Here is a 13524-nt window from a genome sequence, read left to right as displayed (position 1 = left end):
ATGGACATACTCGATGTCGACGACCTCACGACCGACGAACTGCTGACCGTGCTTGACCGCGCCGCGGCCATCAAGGCCGACCACGGCGAGGGGAGTCCGAGTGATCTGCTGGACCAGCAGACGCTGGGGATGATCTTCGAGAAGCCGTCGACGCGAACCCGAGTCTCCTTCGAGACGGGGATGACGCAACTGGGCGGTCACGCCGTATTCCTCGGCCCCGACGACATCCACCTGGGCCACGGCGAACCGGTCAAGGACACTGCCCGCGCGCTCGGGCGCTACGTCGATTTCATCATGGCCCGCGTGTTCGACCACAGCGACGCCGAGGAGCTGGCGGAATACGCCGAGGTCCCGGTCATCAACGGGCTGACCGACGACGCCCACCCCTGCCAGACGCTCGCGGACCTGCTGACCATCCGTGAGCAGTTCGGCGACTTCGAGGACGTGTCCGTGGCGTGGGTCGGCGACGGCAACAATGTCTGCCAGTCCTTCGTCATCGGCGCGGCGATGGTCGGCCTGGATCTCACCGTCGCCACGCCCGAGGGCTACGGCATCTCCGATGACGTGGCCGACCGCGCTGCTGCCTTCGGCAACGCACCCGAGACCACCCACGACCCCGACGCCGCCGTGGCTGACGCGGATATCGTGTACTCGGACGTGTGGGTCAGCATGGGCCAGGAGGACCAGCGCGGCCAGAAGCTCGAAGATTTCGAGGGTTTCCAGATCACGACGGACCTGCTCGAAGAGCGGCCGTTCATGCACTGCCTGCCCGCCCACCGCGGCGAGGAGGTCACCGACGACGCCATCGAGTCGGACAACGCTATCGTCTGGAACCAGGCGGAGAACCGTCTACACGCCCAGAAGGGGCTGCTGGTGTGGCTGTCCGAGCAGGAATAGTGCATCGAGTGCGAGCGACGCGAGCACTCGCCTTTTCCCCACGTTTTTCAAGGAGTGGTTCGAGCGCGCTCGGAGAGCGAGACTCGAACCCGACGCTGAAAAAGGTGGGTTAGAGAAACACCGACGAGGCCCGCTTGACGAAATCAACGGGGTCGGACCGGAGCTGTTCGACGTATCTGAGTGGGTTGGATTTGACGGCCTCGATGGACATGCGGCCGTTTCTGGCGACGCGGTTCAGATACCCTTGCTGGAGCATGCGGTTTTGCTCCTTGCTGTAGACGGGCTTGCTCGTCTGCATGGCAATCGTCCGAGCCTGGGAATGGGAACTCTCGATGAACAGCTTCGCGTCCGAGGACTTGTACACCTCGGCCTTGTACTCGCCGTGGTTGCCTGCGGCGACCCGGGTGGCCTTGTCCGGGTACTGCATCATCACTAGGTCGTCGTACTCGATGCCGTGTTCGTCGAGCCAGGCGGCAGTCTCGCTCCGGTACTTCTCCAACCGGCAGGTGACGATCTTCCCGATCTTCACCGAAGGGACACAGATCGGGTCGACCGTCGTGATGAACTCTCGGTATTTCGGTCCGTCGTCGTTCTCTTCGGGCGTGGGGTCACGACAGAGGATGCCGTCCAGATCGACGCAGGATTCTCGCAGGAAGTCGTGGTGCATCATGTTCCACTCGAACACCCGGGGGAAATCCAGGGTCTGGGCGTACGTATCGACGAACCGCTCGGAGCCGTCATCCACGTACACAGCGCCGTAGTACACGTCCGCCGACAGATTCAGACCGTCGACCGTCGACTGGGCATCAGTCATCGAGCCGCCGGTGTAGACGGTGTCGTCGACGACGAGAATCTTCGAGAACTCCGAGATATCGAACTCGCCGTCGTATCGCTCCCCGGTCTGGAGAAGCCTCCCCTCCCGGAGGCCGTCAATATCGGTCATCGGTAGATTGAGATGCAGTGATAGCAGATTCGACACCAACATCCCACTTCTCGGTATCCCGACAATTAAATCGAGGTCGTCTGGAAGGTCAACGATCCACTGCTGCGTATCGGCACTGAGGTGGGTAAAGCTCCTGTAGTTCATTGGTTTCTGGGGAGTGGAAAGTATTAGCATCTCCGTCGTAGGGCGAACACCACGAGGAAAAATGCGCTTACTTCTTTTTCAAGTGACATCGGTGGGTGAGTATTAATGCTTTTGATTTGTAACTCTGAGGGACATATCATTGGGGGAATAGTCCGGTCATAGCCGCCTGCACTCTCTGATAGCGGCCGTTCTCCACCCGAAACAGCGCCCTTTTCGATACGTTTGGTAACTTTCCCCACTGCAATGGCTACCGTTGTGGCCCTGAAAGTCGGTAGTTCCAGTTGAAACGGTACCCTTTTCGGTATGTTTGGCAACTGTTTACAAGGGAAGTCTCCCGGACAGCCGAGTCCCGACGGAACTGTCGGAGGGCGTACAGACACGGCCCGGTCGCGGTGAGGTTGAGGTAACGACCCCGTTTATGCGGATCGGAACGGTACGAATGGATATGTCTGTCAATCCGTCACCGGACCAGTTCCACGAACTGATGGTCGATGACGAACCTGCCCTTGCGGACGTGATGGCCTGCGTCTTCGGCGTGCAGGAACACGAGGTACGGACGTACCAGACGTTGCTCGATAGGCCTGCAAGCACCGTCGAGGAACTCGCCGACGAACTCGGGCGGGACCGCTCGAACGTCAACCGCTCGCTGTCGACGCTCCGGGAGAAGGGGCTGGCGACGCGAAAGCGACGCCTGCTCGACGGCGGCGGCCACGTCTATCAGTACACCGCGACACCGCTGTCGGAGGCCCGTGAACTGATGCATGAAACCCTCGACGAGTGGGCCGCCGCGGTCCACCACCGGATCGACGAGTTCGACGCCAGCCCCGCCGAGTAACTGCCCCAGCGTCACGACCGGCAACCGTCCGACTTTTGCCCGGTGGGGGCGTGATTCCGACAATGGCTGACCTGGAACTCACCGACGATGTGCCGGCGGCCGCCGACGACGGCGTCTGGCTGGCCTGTATCGAGTGTGGTGAGACGTTCGCTCCCTTTGACGCGATTCGCTACACCTGCGACGACTGCGACGGCCTGCTTGAGGTCCGTTACGCCGACCTCCCGACCTTTGACGAGTTCGAGGGCTCGGGCGTCTGGCGATACAACGCCGCCCTGCCCTTCGAGGAGGGCGTCACGCTCCCCGAGGGCGACACGCCGTTACACGAGATGCCCCGTCTGGAGGACGACATCGGCGTCGATTCGCTCCGCGTGAAACACGAGGGAATGAACCCGACCGGCTCGTTCAAGGACCGCGGCATGACCGTCGGCGTCCGGGTCGCTCAGGAGGTCGGCGTCGACCGACTGGCCTGTGCCTCGACGGGGAACACCTCCGCGGCGCTGGCGGCCTACGGCGCTCGCGGCGGGATGGAGACGCTCGTGCTCCTCCCCGCCGGGAAGGTCGCGGCTGGCAAGATCGCACAGGCGAGCCTCCACCGCGCGCGAATTCTGGAGGTCGACGGCAACTTCGACCAGTGTCTCGACATCGTACAGGACCTCGCACAGCGTGGTGAGGCCTACCTCCTGAACTCGCTGAACCCATTCCGCCTGGAGGGCCAGAAGACCATCGGGCTGGAGATCATGGAGGAGTTCTACGCCGACCACGGCGAGTACCCGGACCGCATCGTCCTGCCGGTTGGCAACGCCGGCAACACCGCGGCGCTGTACAAGTGCTTCCGCGAACTCGTCAAGGCCGGCGCAATCACCGAAGAGCAGGTCCCCAAACTCACCGGCGTCCAGGCCGAGGGGGCCGCGCCGATGGTCGAGGCCATCGAGGAGGGGTACGAGGACACCCGCCGCTGGGAGGATGTCGAGACCCGCGCGACCGCCATCCGCATCGGCAATCCGGTCAACGCACCGAAGGCGCTGCCGGGCATCCGCGCCACGGGCGGCACCGCCGTCGCCGTCTCCGACGAGGAAATCACTGAGGCACAGCGCGACATCGCCGGGGAAGGCGTCGGCGTCGAGCCGGCGTCGGCCGCCTCCGTCGCCGGCCTCCGGAAACTCCGAAACGAGGGCGTCGTCGACAGCGACGAATCGGTCGTCTGCCTGACGACGGGCCATCTGCTCAAAGACCCCGACGCGGCCGCCGAAGCCGGCAACGCGCCGGAACCGGTCGAAAACAGCACCGAGGCCGTGCTGGAACTCATCGAAGAACGGTCGTCAGTCGCCGAGACGGTTCGGCGACAGGCATCGAAGGCCGCCGATTCGCCGCTGGTCCCGGGGCTGGTCGCTGGCGGTCTCGGCCTGGCGTATCTGTATCGGAAATTCCGCTCGAAGCAGTAAACGAGCGCGGCTGCAAACCGATCCGCGGCTGTGCTGGAGTCTCTGGTCGAAAATTCACTTCGCCGGCGCTCCGTTCGGTATTTTCCCCGCGTTCTACCCAGCAGAAATATCTATCTGCCACGGAAATAGCGACCCAATGGACGAACGGACCTGTGGTGCGACGGGAGCGCCGTACCGGACCACTGCCGTCGAGACGCCGCTTGCGCTGGGAACGCCGCCGGCTCGGGTGGTTTCGTGACGGGCGTCTACGAGCGGGCGCTGGGCGAGGCCGCGGCCGACCTCCATCCGAAGGTTCGGGACCGGTACAGCCTCGGCCCCGACGACGGGACGGTCTGTGTCGGCCGCGGCGAGATGGAAATCACCCGCGGGACGCTGGTCCTGCCGGCGCTGTACGCGATGACGACCCAGAACATGCTGTTTCCCGAATCCGGTACGGACGTGCCGTTCTCGGTGACGACGGTGGCCTACACGACGGCCGGCGGCCACGAGGCCATGACGACTCGCCGCGCGTTCGACTTCGGCGACACCACTCGCCTGTTCGATTCGCTGACTGTCTGGGACGCTGAGGCCGAGCGGCTGCTTGACTTCTTGGGAACGCACGGCCGGATCGCCAGCGAACTCCACCCGCGGGTCGAGGACGGCGCGCTCGTGGTTGCTGGCGGCCGGCAGTGGGCGCGCCTCGGCAACCGCTACGTTCCCTTACCGGGACCGCTGGCCGCCGACGTAGAAGTCCGTGACCGCTACGACGAGACCGACGAGCGCTACCACGTCACCGCGACTGTCGAGAACGACCTCGTGGGCCACATGCTCGGCTACCGCGGGACGTTCACGCAGGAACAGACCGATGGCGACGGGACGCCCGACGATCTTCGCATCGTCCGCGGACTCGACGCGCTCCCGCCGCGATGAGCGACCGTGTCGGCGAATCCCGGACGCCAGCACCCGGCAGCGTTGCCCAGCCGACTATCAGGAACATCGCCGTAACTGACCTGAGTGCAGTGCTTGGAGCGGTGATCTGGCTGGCGCTGACGGCCGCCGGCGAACTGGACGCTATCGAACGGGCGCTCGCCCTCGCGCCGTTCGTGCTGGTCCCGCTCGCGCTCCGAACGGCGGTGACTGGGGCGTTTCAGGGGCCTGCAAGGCGGTTCACGACCGCAGCTATCTGGCTCCAGCCGGTCGGCGCATTTCTGCTTGTGGCATCGCTAATCTTCCCGTCCCTGTCACCGCTGGCTGCCGGACTCGCTGTGCCGTGGCTGGCCGTCACCGGTCTGCTCGGACTCGCCGCGCTCGCTCGGATTCGTACGCGGGAGACGCTGGTGCTCCCTGAGACGGCTATCGACGCCGGCTTCGCCTACGTCTCGGTTGGCGCGGTCGCGCTCCTGCTGGCCCATCTCGACCTGACGTTCTGGTTCGACCCTGTCATCATTCGACTGACGGCGGTCCATTTCCACTACGCCGGCTTTGTCCTCCCGGTCGCGGCGGGACTGACCGGCCGATACCTCGATGCCCACTCGCGGGGATTCCGCGCCGTCGTCGGCGTCATCCTCGTCGGGCCGGCGCTCATCGCGGTCGGTATCGCCTTCTCGCCGGTCGTGGAGGTCGTCGCAGTGAGTCTCTTCACCGTCGCTGTCGCGCCCTTCGGTGTCGTCGTCCTGCGTCGCGTCGTCCCCACCTGTTCCCGACTGCAGGGGGCTTTGCTTGGCATCGCGGCCGTGGCGCTCCCGGTCTCGATGACGCTCGCGCTCGGCTACGGAATCTCGACGTTCACCGGCCGCTCGCTGGGGCTGACGATCTCGACGATGGTCACGCTCCACGGCTCGCTGAACGCCTTCGGGTTCGGGCTGTGTGCGACGCTCGGGTGGCGGCTCGCGGTTCCGTGACGCCAATCAGTGTTCCGCTCGCTCCGGCTCCAACCGGTACCGCGTCGTCTCCTGCCCGTCGAACCGCGGGCCGTTTCCAGTCGAGGTGAACCCAACCGCCTCGACAGCCGACCGGACCTCGGATTCGTCTTCCGGCAGCAGTAGCTCGACCGACATGTGTTCCCGGCGGGCGAACTCGATCGGGTCGGCGAGGAGGTCCTCGCAGGCGTCGCTCGACCCGGCCAGCTGGGTCACGTGGACGGTCCCACGTTCGGCGTCGAAGCTCACGAACCCCACAATGTCGTCGTCTGCCTCGGCCACGCGGACGGTGCGGTCGTGGACGAGGTTCCGCATCACGTCCGGCGGCCCGTCGGCGAGGGCGGCCAGTCGCTCGGCGTCGTCCTCGACAGCGTCGCGGATATCCATGCCTATGTGTGGGACCCCCACGCAAATAAACGGTGTGTCGGCGGCAGGTGGACACTCCGAGTTGTGATCGCTTCCGCGGCAGCAGGGCTTCACACGACGGAATCTCTCGGGTACCGTCGCCAGTGCGGTGCGGAAACAGATGAACACAGTTATCCCGAGCGACGGACAACCCGAGGCCAATGAGTTACACACACACAGACGCGGTGGTAGCATGCGTGTAGTCGCCAAGTTCGGCGGGACGAGCCTCGGCAGCGGCGACCGTATCAATCGGGCCGCAGACTCGATTGCGGCCGCCGTCCAGCAGGGTCACGAGGTCGCGGTCATCGCCTCGGCGATGGGGAATACGACCGACGAACTGCTCGAGGAGATCAACTACGACGCAGACTCCGCGGACCGCGCGGAAATCGTCTCGATGGGCGAACGGACCTCCGTTCGGATGCTCAAGGGCGCACTCGCCGCCCGCGGCATCGAGGCGGTCTTCCTCGAACCCGGGAGCGAGGACTGGCCGATCATCACCGACGAGTACGGCGAGGTCGATGTCGAGGAGACCCAGAAGCGTGCCCACGCGCTGGCCGGCCAACTCAAGGACGTGGTGCCGGTCATCACCGGGTTCCTGGCAGAGGATCACCAGGGCAACGTGACGACGTTGGGCCGCGGGGGCTCCGACACGAGCGCCGTGATGATGGGCGATTACATGGACGCCGACGAGGTCGTCATCGTCACCGACGTTGAAGGCGTCATGACCGGCGACCCGCGTGTCGTCGAAGGCGCTCGGAACGTCGGCAAAATTTCCGTCGACGAACTCCGCTCGCTGTCGTTCCGCGGGGCCGAGGTGGTCGCGCCGTCGGCGCTGTCGTACAAGACCGACGATCTCGGGGTTCGCGTTGTCCACTACCAGCACGGCGACCTGCTCTCCGGTGGTACGTCTATCGAGGGCGAGTTCCAGAATCTCATCGACCTGCAGGAACAGCCCATCGCCTGCGTAACCGTCGCGGGCCGCGCCATCCGGAACAGTCCGGGCATCCTTGCAGATCTCGCCAGCGCTATCGCGGACGAGGAGATCAACATCGAGGCAAACTCCTCGGGAATGGACTCGCTGACGTTCTACGTCGACGAGGACGACGCCGAGCAGGCCGAAGCACTGCTGCACGACCGCATCGTCGACGACGAGACGCTCTCGTCGGTCACCGTCGAAGACGAAATCGCCGTCATCCGCGTCACCGGCGGCGACCCCAGCCAGTCGGCCCTGGCCCACCAAGTCGTCGAACCGCTGGCCGACGCACACATCCACCTCTACGACGTGATTACGTCCGCCACGTCGGTCTCCGTGTTCGTCCCGTGGGCGGACCGCGAACAGGCCCTCTCTATCGTCCAGGACGTGTTCTGAGCGCGGGTCTCAATCGGTTGAGGAGGCCTGTTCGAACCGGCTCGCAGGCAAGAGGAGTTCGCTGACCTCGGGGAGGTGTTTCAGGTTGTAGACGATTTTTGCATCGTCAGAAACCGGGGCGGCGATACACGACAGTCGGATCCCCTTCTCCGTGAGGTCGGGCGGGAGAATGTGACTCGCCGGCGACGGCATCTCGCCCTCGACGACCGCGACCGCGCAGTTCGTACACGCGCCGCCCCGACAGGCGAAGGGCCACGCGAAGCCGTTCTTTTCGGCCGCCTCCAGTAGCGTGTCGTTCGGGTCGACGTAGAAGCGGCCGAAGTCGGTCGACCGCAGGTTCGCCTCGGCGGCTTTTTCGAACAGGTCCTCGTCGCCGAGCGCCCAGCCGTGGTCCTCTAGCACTTCGAAGTTGAGAAATTCCACCATCGGGTCGTCCGGTTCCGGCGGCGCTTCCTCGGCTTCGGCCTCGGATGCGGGTTCTGGCGTCTCGTCCGGCAGCGGGTCCCCGGGCTCGTAGCCGTTTTGCAGTCGCTCGTAGGCCGTTTTGACTGCCTGGAACTCGGCCGTCGACCCGCCCTGGTCCGGGTGGGCCTCCTTCACCCGCTCGCGGTACGCGTTGACGACCTCCCCGTCGTCGGCGTCGGGCGGAATTCCGAGGACATCGAATGGGGACTCCACACCACACCGTAGCGGTCACGGACATAAATTCTCTCGTCCCGCTGCAGTATCTGCAGGCTGCCAGCGATGTGTACCGTGGCGAGTGCTAGCGGCCCTGTGTCAACCGGAAGCCGATCTCCCGCGGAAGGCCGGCGTCCCCGACAGCGTCGATGACTGCGCTCGTGTCGTAGGCCACCCGGTGTTCCTCGACAGAGCGGGCGTCGAGGTCGAGCACCGCGTAGGCGGCCCGGTGGTTCCTGTCCCGTGGCTGGCCCACGCTCCCGGGGTTCATGACGATACCGTCATCGTACACCTCGTGATGTTGCTGGTGTGTGTGGCCCATCACCAGCACGTCCTCGTCGCCGAGCAGGTCCGGCCCGAACTCCTCGGGGAACGTGTAGTGGTCCGGGTCGTCCGGGTGGCCGTGGACGAGCTTCACCCGGTCGTCACACACCCGGCGCTCGTCGGGCAGTCCCGCCAGCCACTCGATCTGCTCGTCGGACAACTGCTCCGTGGCGTGTTCGACGCCGGCCTGGGCCATCCCGTTGAACGCGAACGGCGTCTCGCTTGCGACGGCCCGGTCGTGGTTACCCATCACTGTCGGGACTTCCTCGGTCGGCCAGGGAACGTCGTCCGGGAGCGCCTCGGGGTGTCCGCGCATCGCGTCGACGCAGTCGGCGTGCCAGGGGTTGTAGCCGACCACGTCGCCGGCAGAGGCCAGCCCGTCGACGGGCGGCATATCCGCTAGCACCGCCGCTAACGCCACCCGGTTGCCGTGGATATCAGAGATGATGCCGAGTTTCATTGCTAGGGTCTACCCCCTGTGGGGACTTGAGTGTCGGTCCTGACTCAGTATTTGTGTCCACTGTCCGTTCGCGGCCATCCGCTCACTCCCCGTTGTACACGGCCACGTCGAACTCGCCCGCCGACCCCGCGACGCCGGCCGAACAGACGGCGTGTTCGTACTCGTGGTCGTACACCTCGCGGGCCGCCCCGCTGGCGTCGTCCGCGGCCAGATCGAACGCCGTCGGGCTGTTTTCCTCGTAGGTCGCCACCAGCGTCGGCTCGGTAACTTCCTCGACCAACAGTGCGTCCCGGCGGACGGTGCCGATGACCGCGCCCGGCCCGTCGGCGTTTGTCGTCGGGTCTGCCGCGTCGACGCCGACGATCCCGGCGACGCGGGGCGTGTCGTAGTCGTCCTTCTCGAAGTCGAGCGACAGGAGCGGCTCCGCGATGGCGTCCCGCGCTGGATAGCCCAGTTCGAGCTTTTCGGCGATGGGGTCGACGTGTGACCCGTTACCGACGACCGCGCCGCGCTCGGTGACGCGCACGCCGTTGTAGGAGATGTAAGGATTGTCCGTTGCCGGCGCGTCCGGCGTCGGTTCGACGGTCACCGTGCCGTCGCGCTGTACTGCCTGGCGGTTGGGGAACGAGCGCGAGGAGACGCGGTACGCGCCGACCTCGGGACTGACGACGACGAATCGTCCGACGTACATACGCGACTGTGCGCGACAACCAGAAAAAGCGCTGTCGATGTCTGTTCGCGGACGTGGATGCGCCCCCTGAAATGTAGCTATGCGGCCTGCTGACACGCTTCATGTCCGACCGAATCGCGCAACGCTTACAAAGGGGCATCCGGTACAGTAGACTGCGCACAGTCCATTGGGGTAGTGGCCAATCCTGAAGCCTTCTGGGGGCTTCGACCCTGGTTCGAATCCAGGATGGACTATTCTTCTCGCGAACAATTCGTGAGCGAGAGAATCGTAATTACTGGATTCGAGCCCTGCCAGTCGCGCACAGCGAAGCGAGCACGTCTGGCTTCGGTTCAAATCCAGCATGGACCAGTACACAACCGACCGCCGCCCCGCCCATACTTGTAGCCCCGGCCCGCAAATCCGGTATGGTATCAGGTCACGTCCTCGTCCCGCTGGATGGCTCGCCGCTGGCTGACGAGGCGCTAACCTACGCGCTGGAGACGTTCGACTGCCGGATTACGGTACTGAACGTCGTCGCGCCGCTCGATACGGGGATGAGCGAAGGCGGGTTGCTCGAAGCGGACGCGGACCGCCGGGCGGCGGCCGACGAGCGGGCGAGTAATCTCGTCGACCGGGCCGCACAGCAGGCCGACGAGGTCGGTCGGGCGGTCGACACCGCCGTCGAGACCGGCGACCCGGCCGAGACGATTCTGGACTACGTCGAGGAGGCCGACGTGGGTCAGGTGGTGATGGGCGGCCACGGCGGGACGAAAAACGAGATCGCCCGGCGGTTGCTGGGGACCGTTGCGACGACGGTCGTCAGCGAAGCACCGGTGACGGTGACGGTCGTCCGGTAGCGTCTCAGACCTGGCCGCCGAGTAGCGCTGCCAGTACGCGGTAGACGCCGAAGCCGATGACGACGCTGGTGACGAGCGTGATGAGCCAGAAGCCGACGGTCACCCCGATTTTCCGGCGGGAGACGCCGGCGGAGCCGCCAGCCAGACCGCCGCCGATGACTCCGGAGATGATGATGTTGTTGAACGAGATAGGGATGCCCAGCGCGATGGCGGCCTGCGCGATGATGAAACCGGGGACCAGCGCTGCGATAGACCGGCGGACGCCGAGTTGGGCGTACTCGCGGGAGGTCGCCTGCAACAGACGGGGTGCGCCCATCCACGCACCGCCGAGGATACCCGCCGCACCGAGCGCCAGCAACACCAGCCCGGGCAAGCCGAGTTCGACGCGGTAGAGGTTCTCCAGGGGTCCGGTCGCCAGACCGACCTGGCTCCCGCCGCTGGAGAAGGCGACGACGCTACCCAGCACGACGAGAAAGGTCTTGATACCCTTGTCGACGGAGGCCTGGGTCTGCAGGCGGATGTAGTAGAAGCTTCCGGCGGCGACCAGCAGCGTCGCGGCGACGGCGGCGATGTCTGTGCCCGCAGTCATGGCTGCGAAGCCGGCCAGCGAGCCCTGTTCTGTACCGGCCGGCGACGGGATGATACTTAACTGGACGTTGGCGACGATACCGCCGACGACACCGGCCAGTAGGGGGACCCCGACCGTCTCGGGGATGTCGTCCCGACGCAGCACTGTCGCGGTGAGGTAGGCCAGGCCACCCGAGACAGGGGGGACGAGCAGCCAGAAGACGATGATGCGGCGGTAGGTGTCGAAGACCGGCTGGCCGCCCAGCGAGAGGCCGACCCCGACCATCGCGCCCGTCGTTGCGAACGCCGCGGGGACGGGGTAGCCCGAATAGATGCCAAAGGCCATGAACCCAGTCGCGGTCAGGAGGCCGGCGATAGCCGCGAGCGACGTGATCTGGACGCCGTCGATGAGGCCAGCACCGACCGTTTCGGAGATACTCCCACCCTGGGTCAGTGCGCCGAGTGCGGCGAGGATACCGATGAGGAAGGCGGCGCGCATCGTCGAGATGGCGTTCGCGCCGATAGCCGGTGCGAACGGCGGCGAGTTGCTGTTCGCACCGAGCGTCCAGGCCGTCACCAGCCCGGTGACCGTCGCGAGGGCGACCAGCGCCCAGAAGACGACGGTGGTCACCGCGTGCGAGACGCCTCCGGAGCCTGCCAGTTGCTGCTGTGTGAACGCGACCAGACTGTCATTGGCAGCCGTTCACACTCAGTACATAAAACGCCCGCGGCGGTGGTGTCGGAATCTTTGCCCCCATCTTGCCACGCTTTGTCGCCGGTGTGGCTGGTGTGTGACACCGAAGTCTTTAACGCCTATCCACAACGCTGGTGGGACATGTCACAACGGAGACGCACGTTCATCAGTAGTGTCGGTACCGCAACCGCAATCGGTTTAGCCGGCTGTCTGGGTGGCGACGGCGGCAGCGGCGACGGTGACGCCACCGATGGCGATGGGAGTGACGGTGGCGACGGCGACAGCGGTCCGGCCGGTCGTATCGGCATGGTGTATGCGACGGGTGGGCTCGGCGACGGGTCGTTCAACGATCAGGCCCAGACCGGCATCATCCGGGCCGCAGACGAACTGAACATCGAATACGACGAGTCCCAGCCCGAGGACGTACAGGACTTCGCGAGCCTGCAACAGCAGTACGCACAGTCCTCGAACCCGGACTACGACCTCGTCTGCTGTATCGGCTTCCTGCAGGCAGACGCCCTCACGGAGAACGCCGGCCAGTATCCGGAGCAGAACTTCATGATCGTCGACTCCACCGTCGACGCGGACAACGTCGGCTCGTACGTGTTCGGCGAGCATCAGGGCTCGTTCCTGGTCGGGCTGATGGCCGCACGGCTATCGAGTCAGGAGTTCTCGGCCGGTGGCGGGTCCACGCAGAGCGACTCCACGAACGTCGGCTTCGTCGGCGGCGTCGAGGGCGACCTCATCGGTCGCTTCGAAGCCGGCTACAAGGCCGGCGTCAAGCACGCAAACGAGGATATCGACATCCAGACGGCCTACGTCGGGGACTTCAACGACCCCTCCGGCGGCCAGGAGGCGGCCCTCTCGATGTACAACTCCGGCGCGGATATCGTCTACCACGCGGCGGGCAACACCGGGACCGGCGTGTTCCGGGCGGCTCAAGAAGCGAGTCGCTTCGCCATCGGCGTCGACCGCGATCAGTCGGTCACGAAAGCGAACTTCAGCGACATTATCCTCGCGAGTATGGTCAAGCGCGTCGACAACGCCGTCTACACGTCCGTTGAGTCCGTGGTCAACGACAACTTCGAGGGCGGCACTGTGAACACGCTCGGCCTCGAACAGAACGGCGTCGAAGCGGTGTACGGCCAGCAACTCGGCTCGGAGATCCCACAGGAAGTCAAAGACGAGGTGTCCGAAGTCCGCCAGAGCATCATCGACGGCGACATCAGCGTGCCGACCGACCCCGGCAACGTCTGAGACCGCAGCCACACGCGGTGACCGCATATTTTTGCCAGACCTGTGGAACCGTGAAGTTAAAACTCCGGGCGGGTAACCGCTCAG

At 65.3% G+C, this 13524-nt stretch carries 14 protein-coding genes and 1 tRNA gene; 9 read left to right on the top strand and 6 right to left on the bottom strand.

From position 1 onward, the window contains the following. A complete protein-coding gene (gene argF / locus NDI54_RS02540) occupies positions 1-897 on the top strand; it encodes an ornithine carbamoyltransferase (protein WP_310894910.1) in 897 nt (298 codons plus the stop codon). Positions 898-1006: 109 nt separating this feature from the next. Here the strand turns inward: argF and NDI54_RS02535 are convergent, their stop codons facing one another. Then, positions 1007-1984 (bottom strand): phosphoribosyltransferase family protein, encoded by a 978-nt coding sequence (locus NDI54_RS02535; RefSeq protein WP_310894909.1) that lies wholly within the window; start codon positions 1982-1984, stop codon positions 1007-1009. A 445-nt stretch (positions 1985-2429) separates the two neighbouring features. Between NDI54_RS02535 and NDI54_RS02530 the strand changes: the two genes are divergently transcribed. From NDI54_RS02530 to NDI54_RS02515, 4 genes are all read left to right on the top strand, one after another. After that, positions 2430-2819, top strand: coding sequence for a helix-turn-helix domain-containing protein (locus NDI54_RS02530; RefSeq protein ID WP_310894908.1), 390 nt, complete (start codon positions 2430-2432; stop codon positions 2817-2819). A 62-nt stretch (positions 2820-2881) separates the two neighbouring features. Continuing rightward, positions 2882-4261, top strand: a complete 1380-nt coding sequence (thrC, locus tag NDI54_RS02525; RefSeq protein ID WP_406600162.1) for a threonine synthase — start codon at positions 2882-2884, stop codon at positions 4259-4261. Between the two features lie 234 nt (positions 4262-4495). After that, positions 4496-5170 (top strand): DUF4166 domain-containing protein, encoded by a 675-nt coding sequence (locus tag NDI54_RS02520; protein WP_310894906.1) that lies wholly within the window; start codon positions 4496-4498, stop codon positions 5168-5170. Next, positions 5167-6141 (top strand): YndJ family protein, encoded by a 975-nt coding sequence (locus tag NDI54_RS02515; RefSeq protein WP_310894905.1) that lies wholly within the window; start codon positions 5167-5169, stop codon positions 6139-6141. Before NDI54_RS02520 ends, NDI54_RS02515 begins: the two co-directional genes overlap by 4 nt. A 6-nt stretch (positions 6142-6147) precedes the next feature. On the opposite strand, the gene NDI54_RS02510 is transcribed toward NDI54_RS02515, so the two are convergent. Next, the gene (locus NDI54_RS02510) at positions 6148-6546 is read right to left on the bottom strand and encodes a GNAT family N-acetyltransferase (protein ID WP_310894904.1); all 399 of its coding nucleotides are present in this window, start codon (positions 6544-6546) and stop codon (positions 6148-6150) included. A gap of 211 nt (positions 6547-6757) precedes the next feature. On the opposite strand from NDI54_RS02510, the gene NDI54_RS02505 reads away from it, so the two are divergent. Further along, a complete protein-coding gene (locus NDI54_RS02505; RefSeq protein WP_310894903.1) occupies positions 6758-7933 on the top strand; it encodes an aspartate kinase in 1176 nt (391 codons plus the stop codon). 9 nt (positions 7934-7942) lie between these two features. Here the strand turns inward: NDI54_RS02505 and fer are convergent, their stop codons facing one another. From fer to NDI54_RS02490, 3 genes are all read right to left on the bottom strand, one after another. Beyond that, positions 7943-8611 carry a ferredoxin Fer gene (fer, locus tag NDI54_RS02500; RefSeq protein ID WP_310894902.1) on the bottom strand — a complete coding sequence of 223 codons (669 nt, stop codon included), beginning with the start codon at positions 8609-8611 and terminating at the stop codon, positions 7943-7945. 85 nt (positions 8612-8696) lie between these two features. Then, entirely contained in the window at positions 8697-9395 is a 699-nt protein-coding gene (locus tag NDI54_RS02495) for a metallophosphoesterase family protein (RefSeq protein WP_310894901.1), read from the bottom strand. 82 nt (positions 9396-9477) lie between these two features. Beyond that, a complete protein-coding gene (locus NDI54_RS02490; protein ID WP_310894900.1) occupies positions 9478-10086 on the bottom strand; it encodes an IMP cyclohydrolase in 609 nt (202 codons plus the stop codon). A gap of 160 nt (positions 10087-10246) precedes the next feature. Between NDI54_RS02490 and NDI54_RS02485 the strand changes: the two genes are divergently transcribed. Continuing rightward, a tRNA-Gln gene (locus tag NDI54_RS02485) sits at positions 10247-10319 on the top strand. A gap of 171 nt (positions 10320-10490) precedes the next feature. Next, positions 10491-10922: a universal stress protein gene (locus NDI54_RS02480; protein WP_310894899.1), complete on the top strand. Its 432-nt coding sequence runs from the start codon at positions 10491-10493 to the stop codon at positions 10920-10922. A gap of 4 nt (positions 10923-10926) precedes the next feature. Here NDI54_RS02480 and NDI54_RS02475 read toward each other — a convergent pair whose 3' ends face one another. Continuing rightward, positions 10927-12120: an inorganic phosphate transporter gene (locus NDI54_RS02475; RefSeq protein WP_310894898.1), complete on the bottom strand. Its 1194-nt coding sequence runs from the start codon at positions 12118-12120 to the stop codon at positions 10927-10929. A 204-nt stretch (positions 12121-12324) separates the two neighbouring features. Here NDI54_RS02475 and NDI54_RS02470 point away from each other — a divergent pair, with 204 nt between their 5' ends. Then, entirely contained in the window at positions 12325-13440 is a 1116-nt protein-coding gene (locus NDI54_RS02470; RefSeq protein WP_310894897.1) for a BMP family lipoprotein, read from the top strand. Positions 13441-13524 lie beyond the last annotated feature (84 nt).

The sequence above is a fragment of the Haloarcula terrestris genome, assembly GCF_031624315.1.
GTDB lineage: Archaea > Halobacteriota > Halobacteria > Halobacteriales > Haloarculaceae > Haloarcula > Haloarcula terrestris.
The sequence above is the reverse complement of the archived record's forward strand: the minus strand, read 5'-3'. Positions and strand labels throughout refer to the sequence as shown.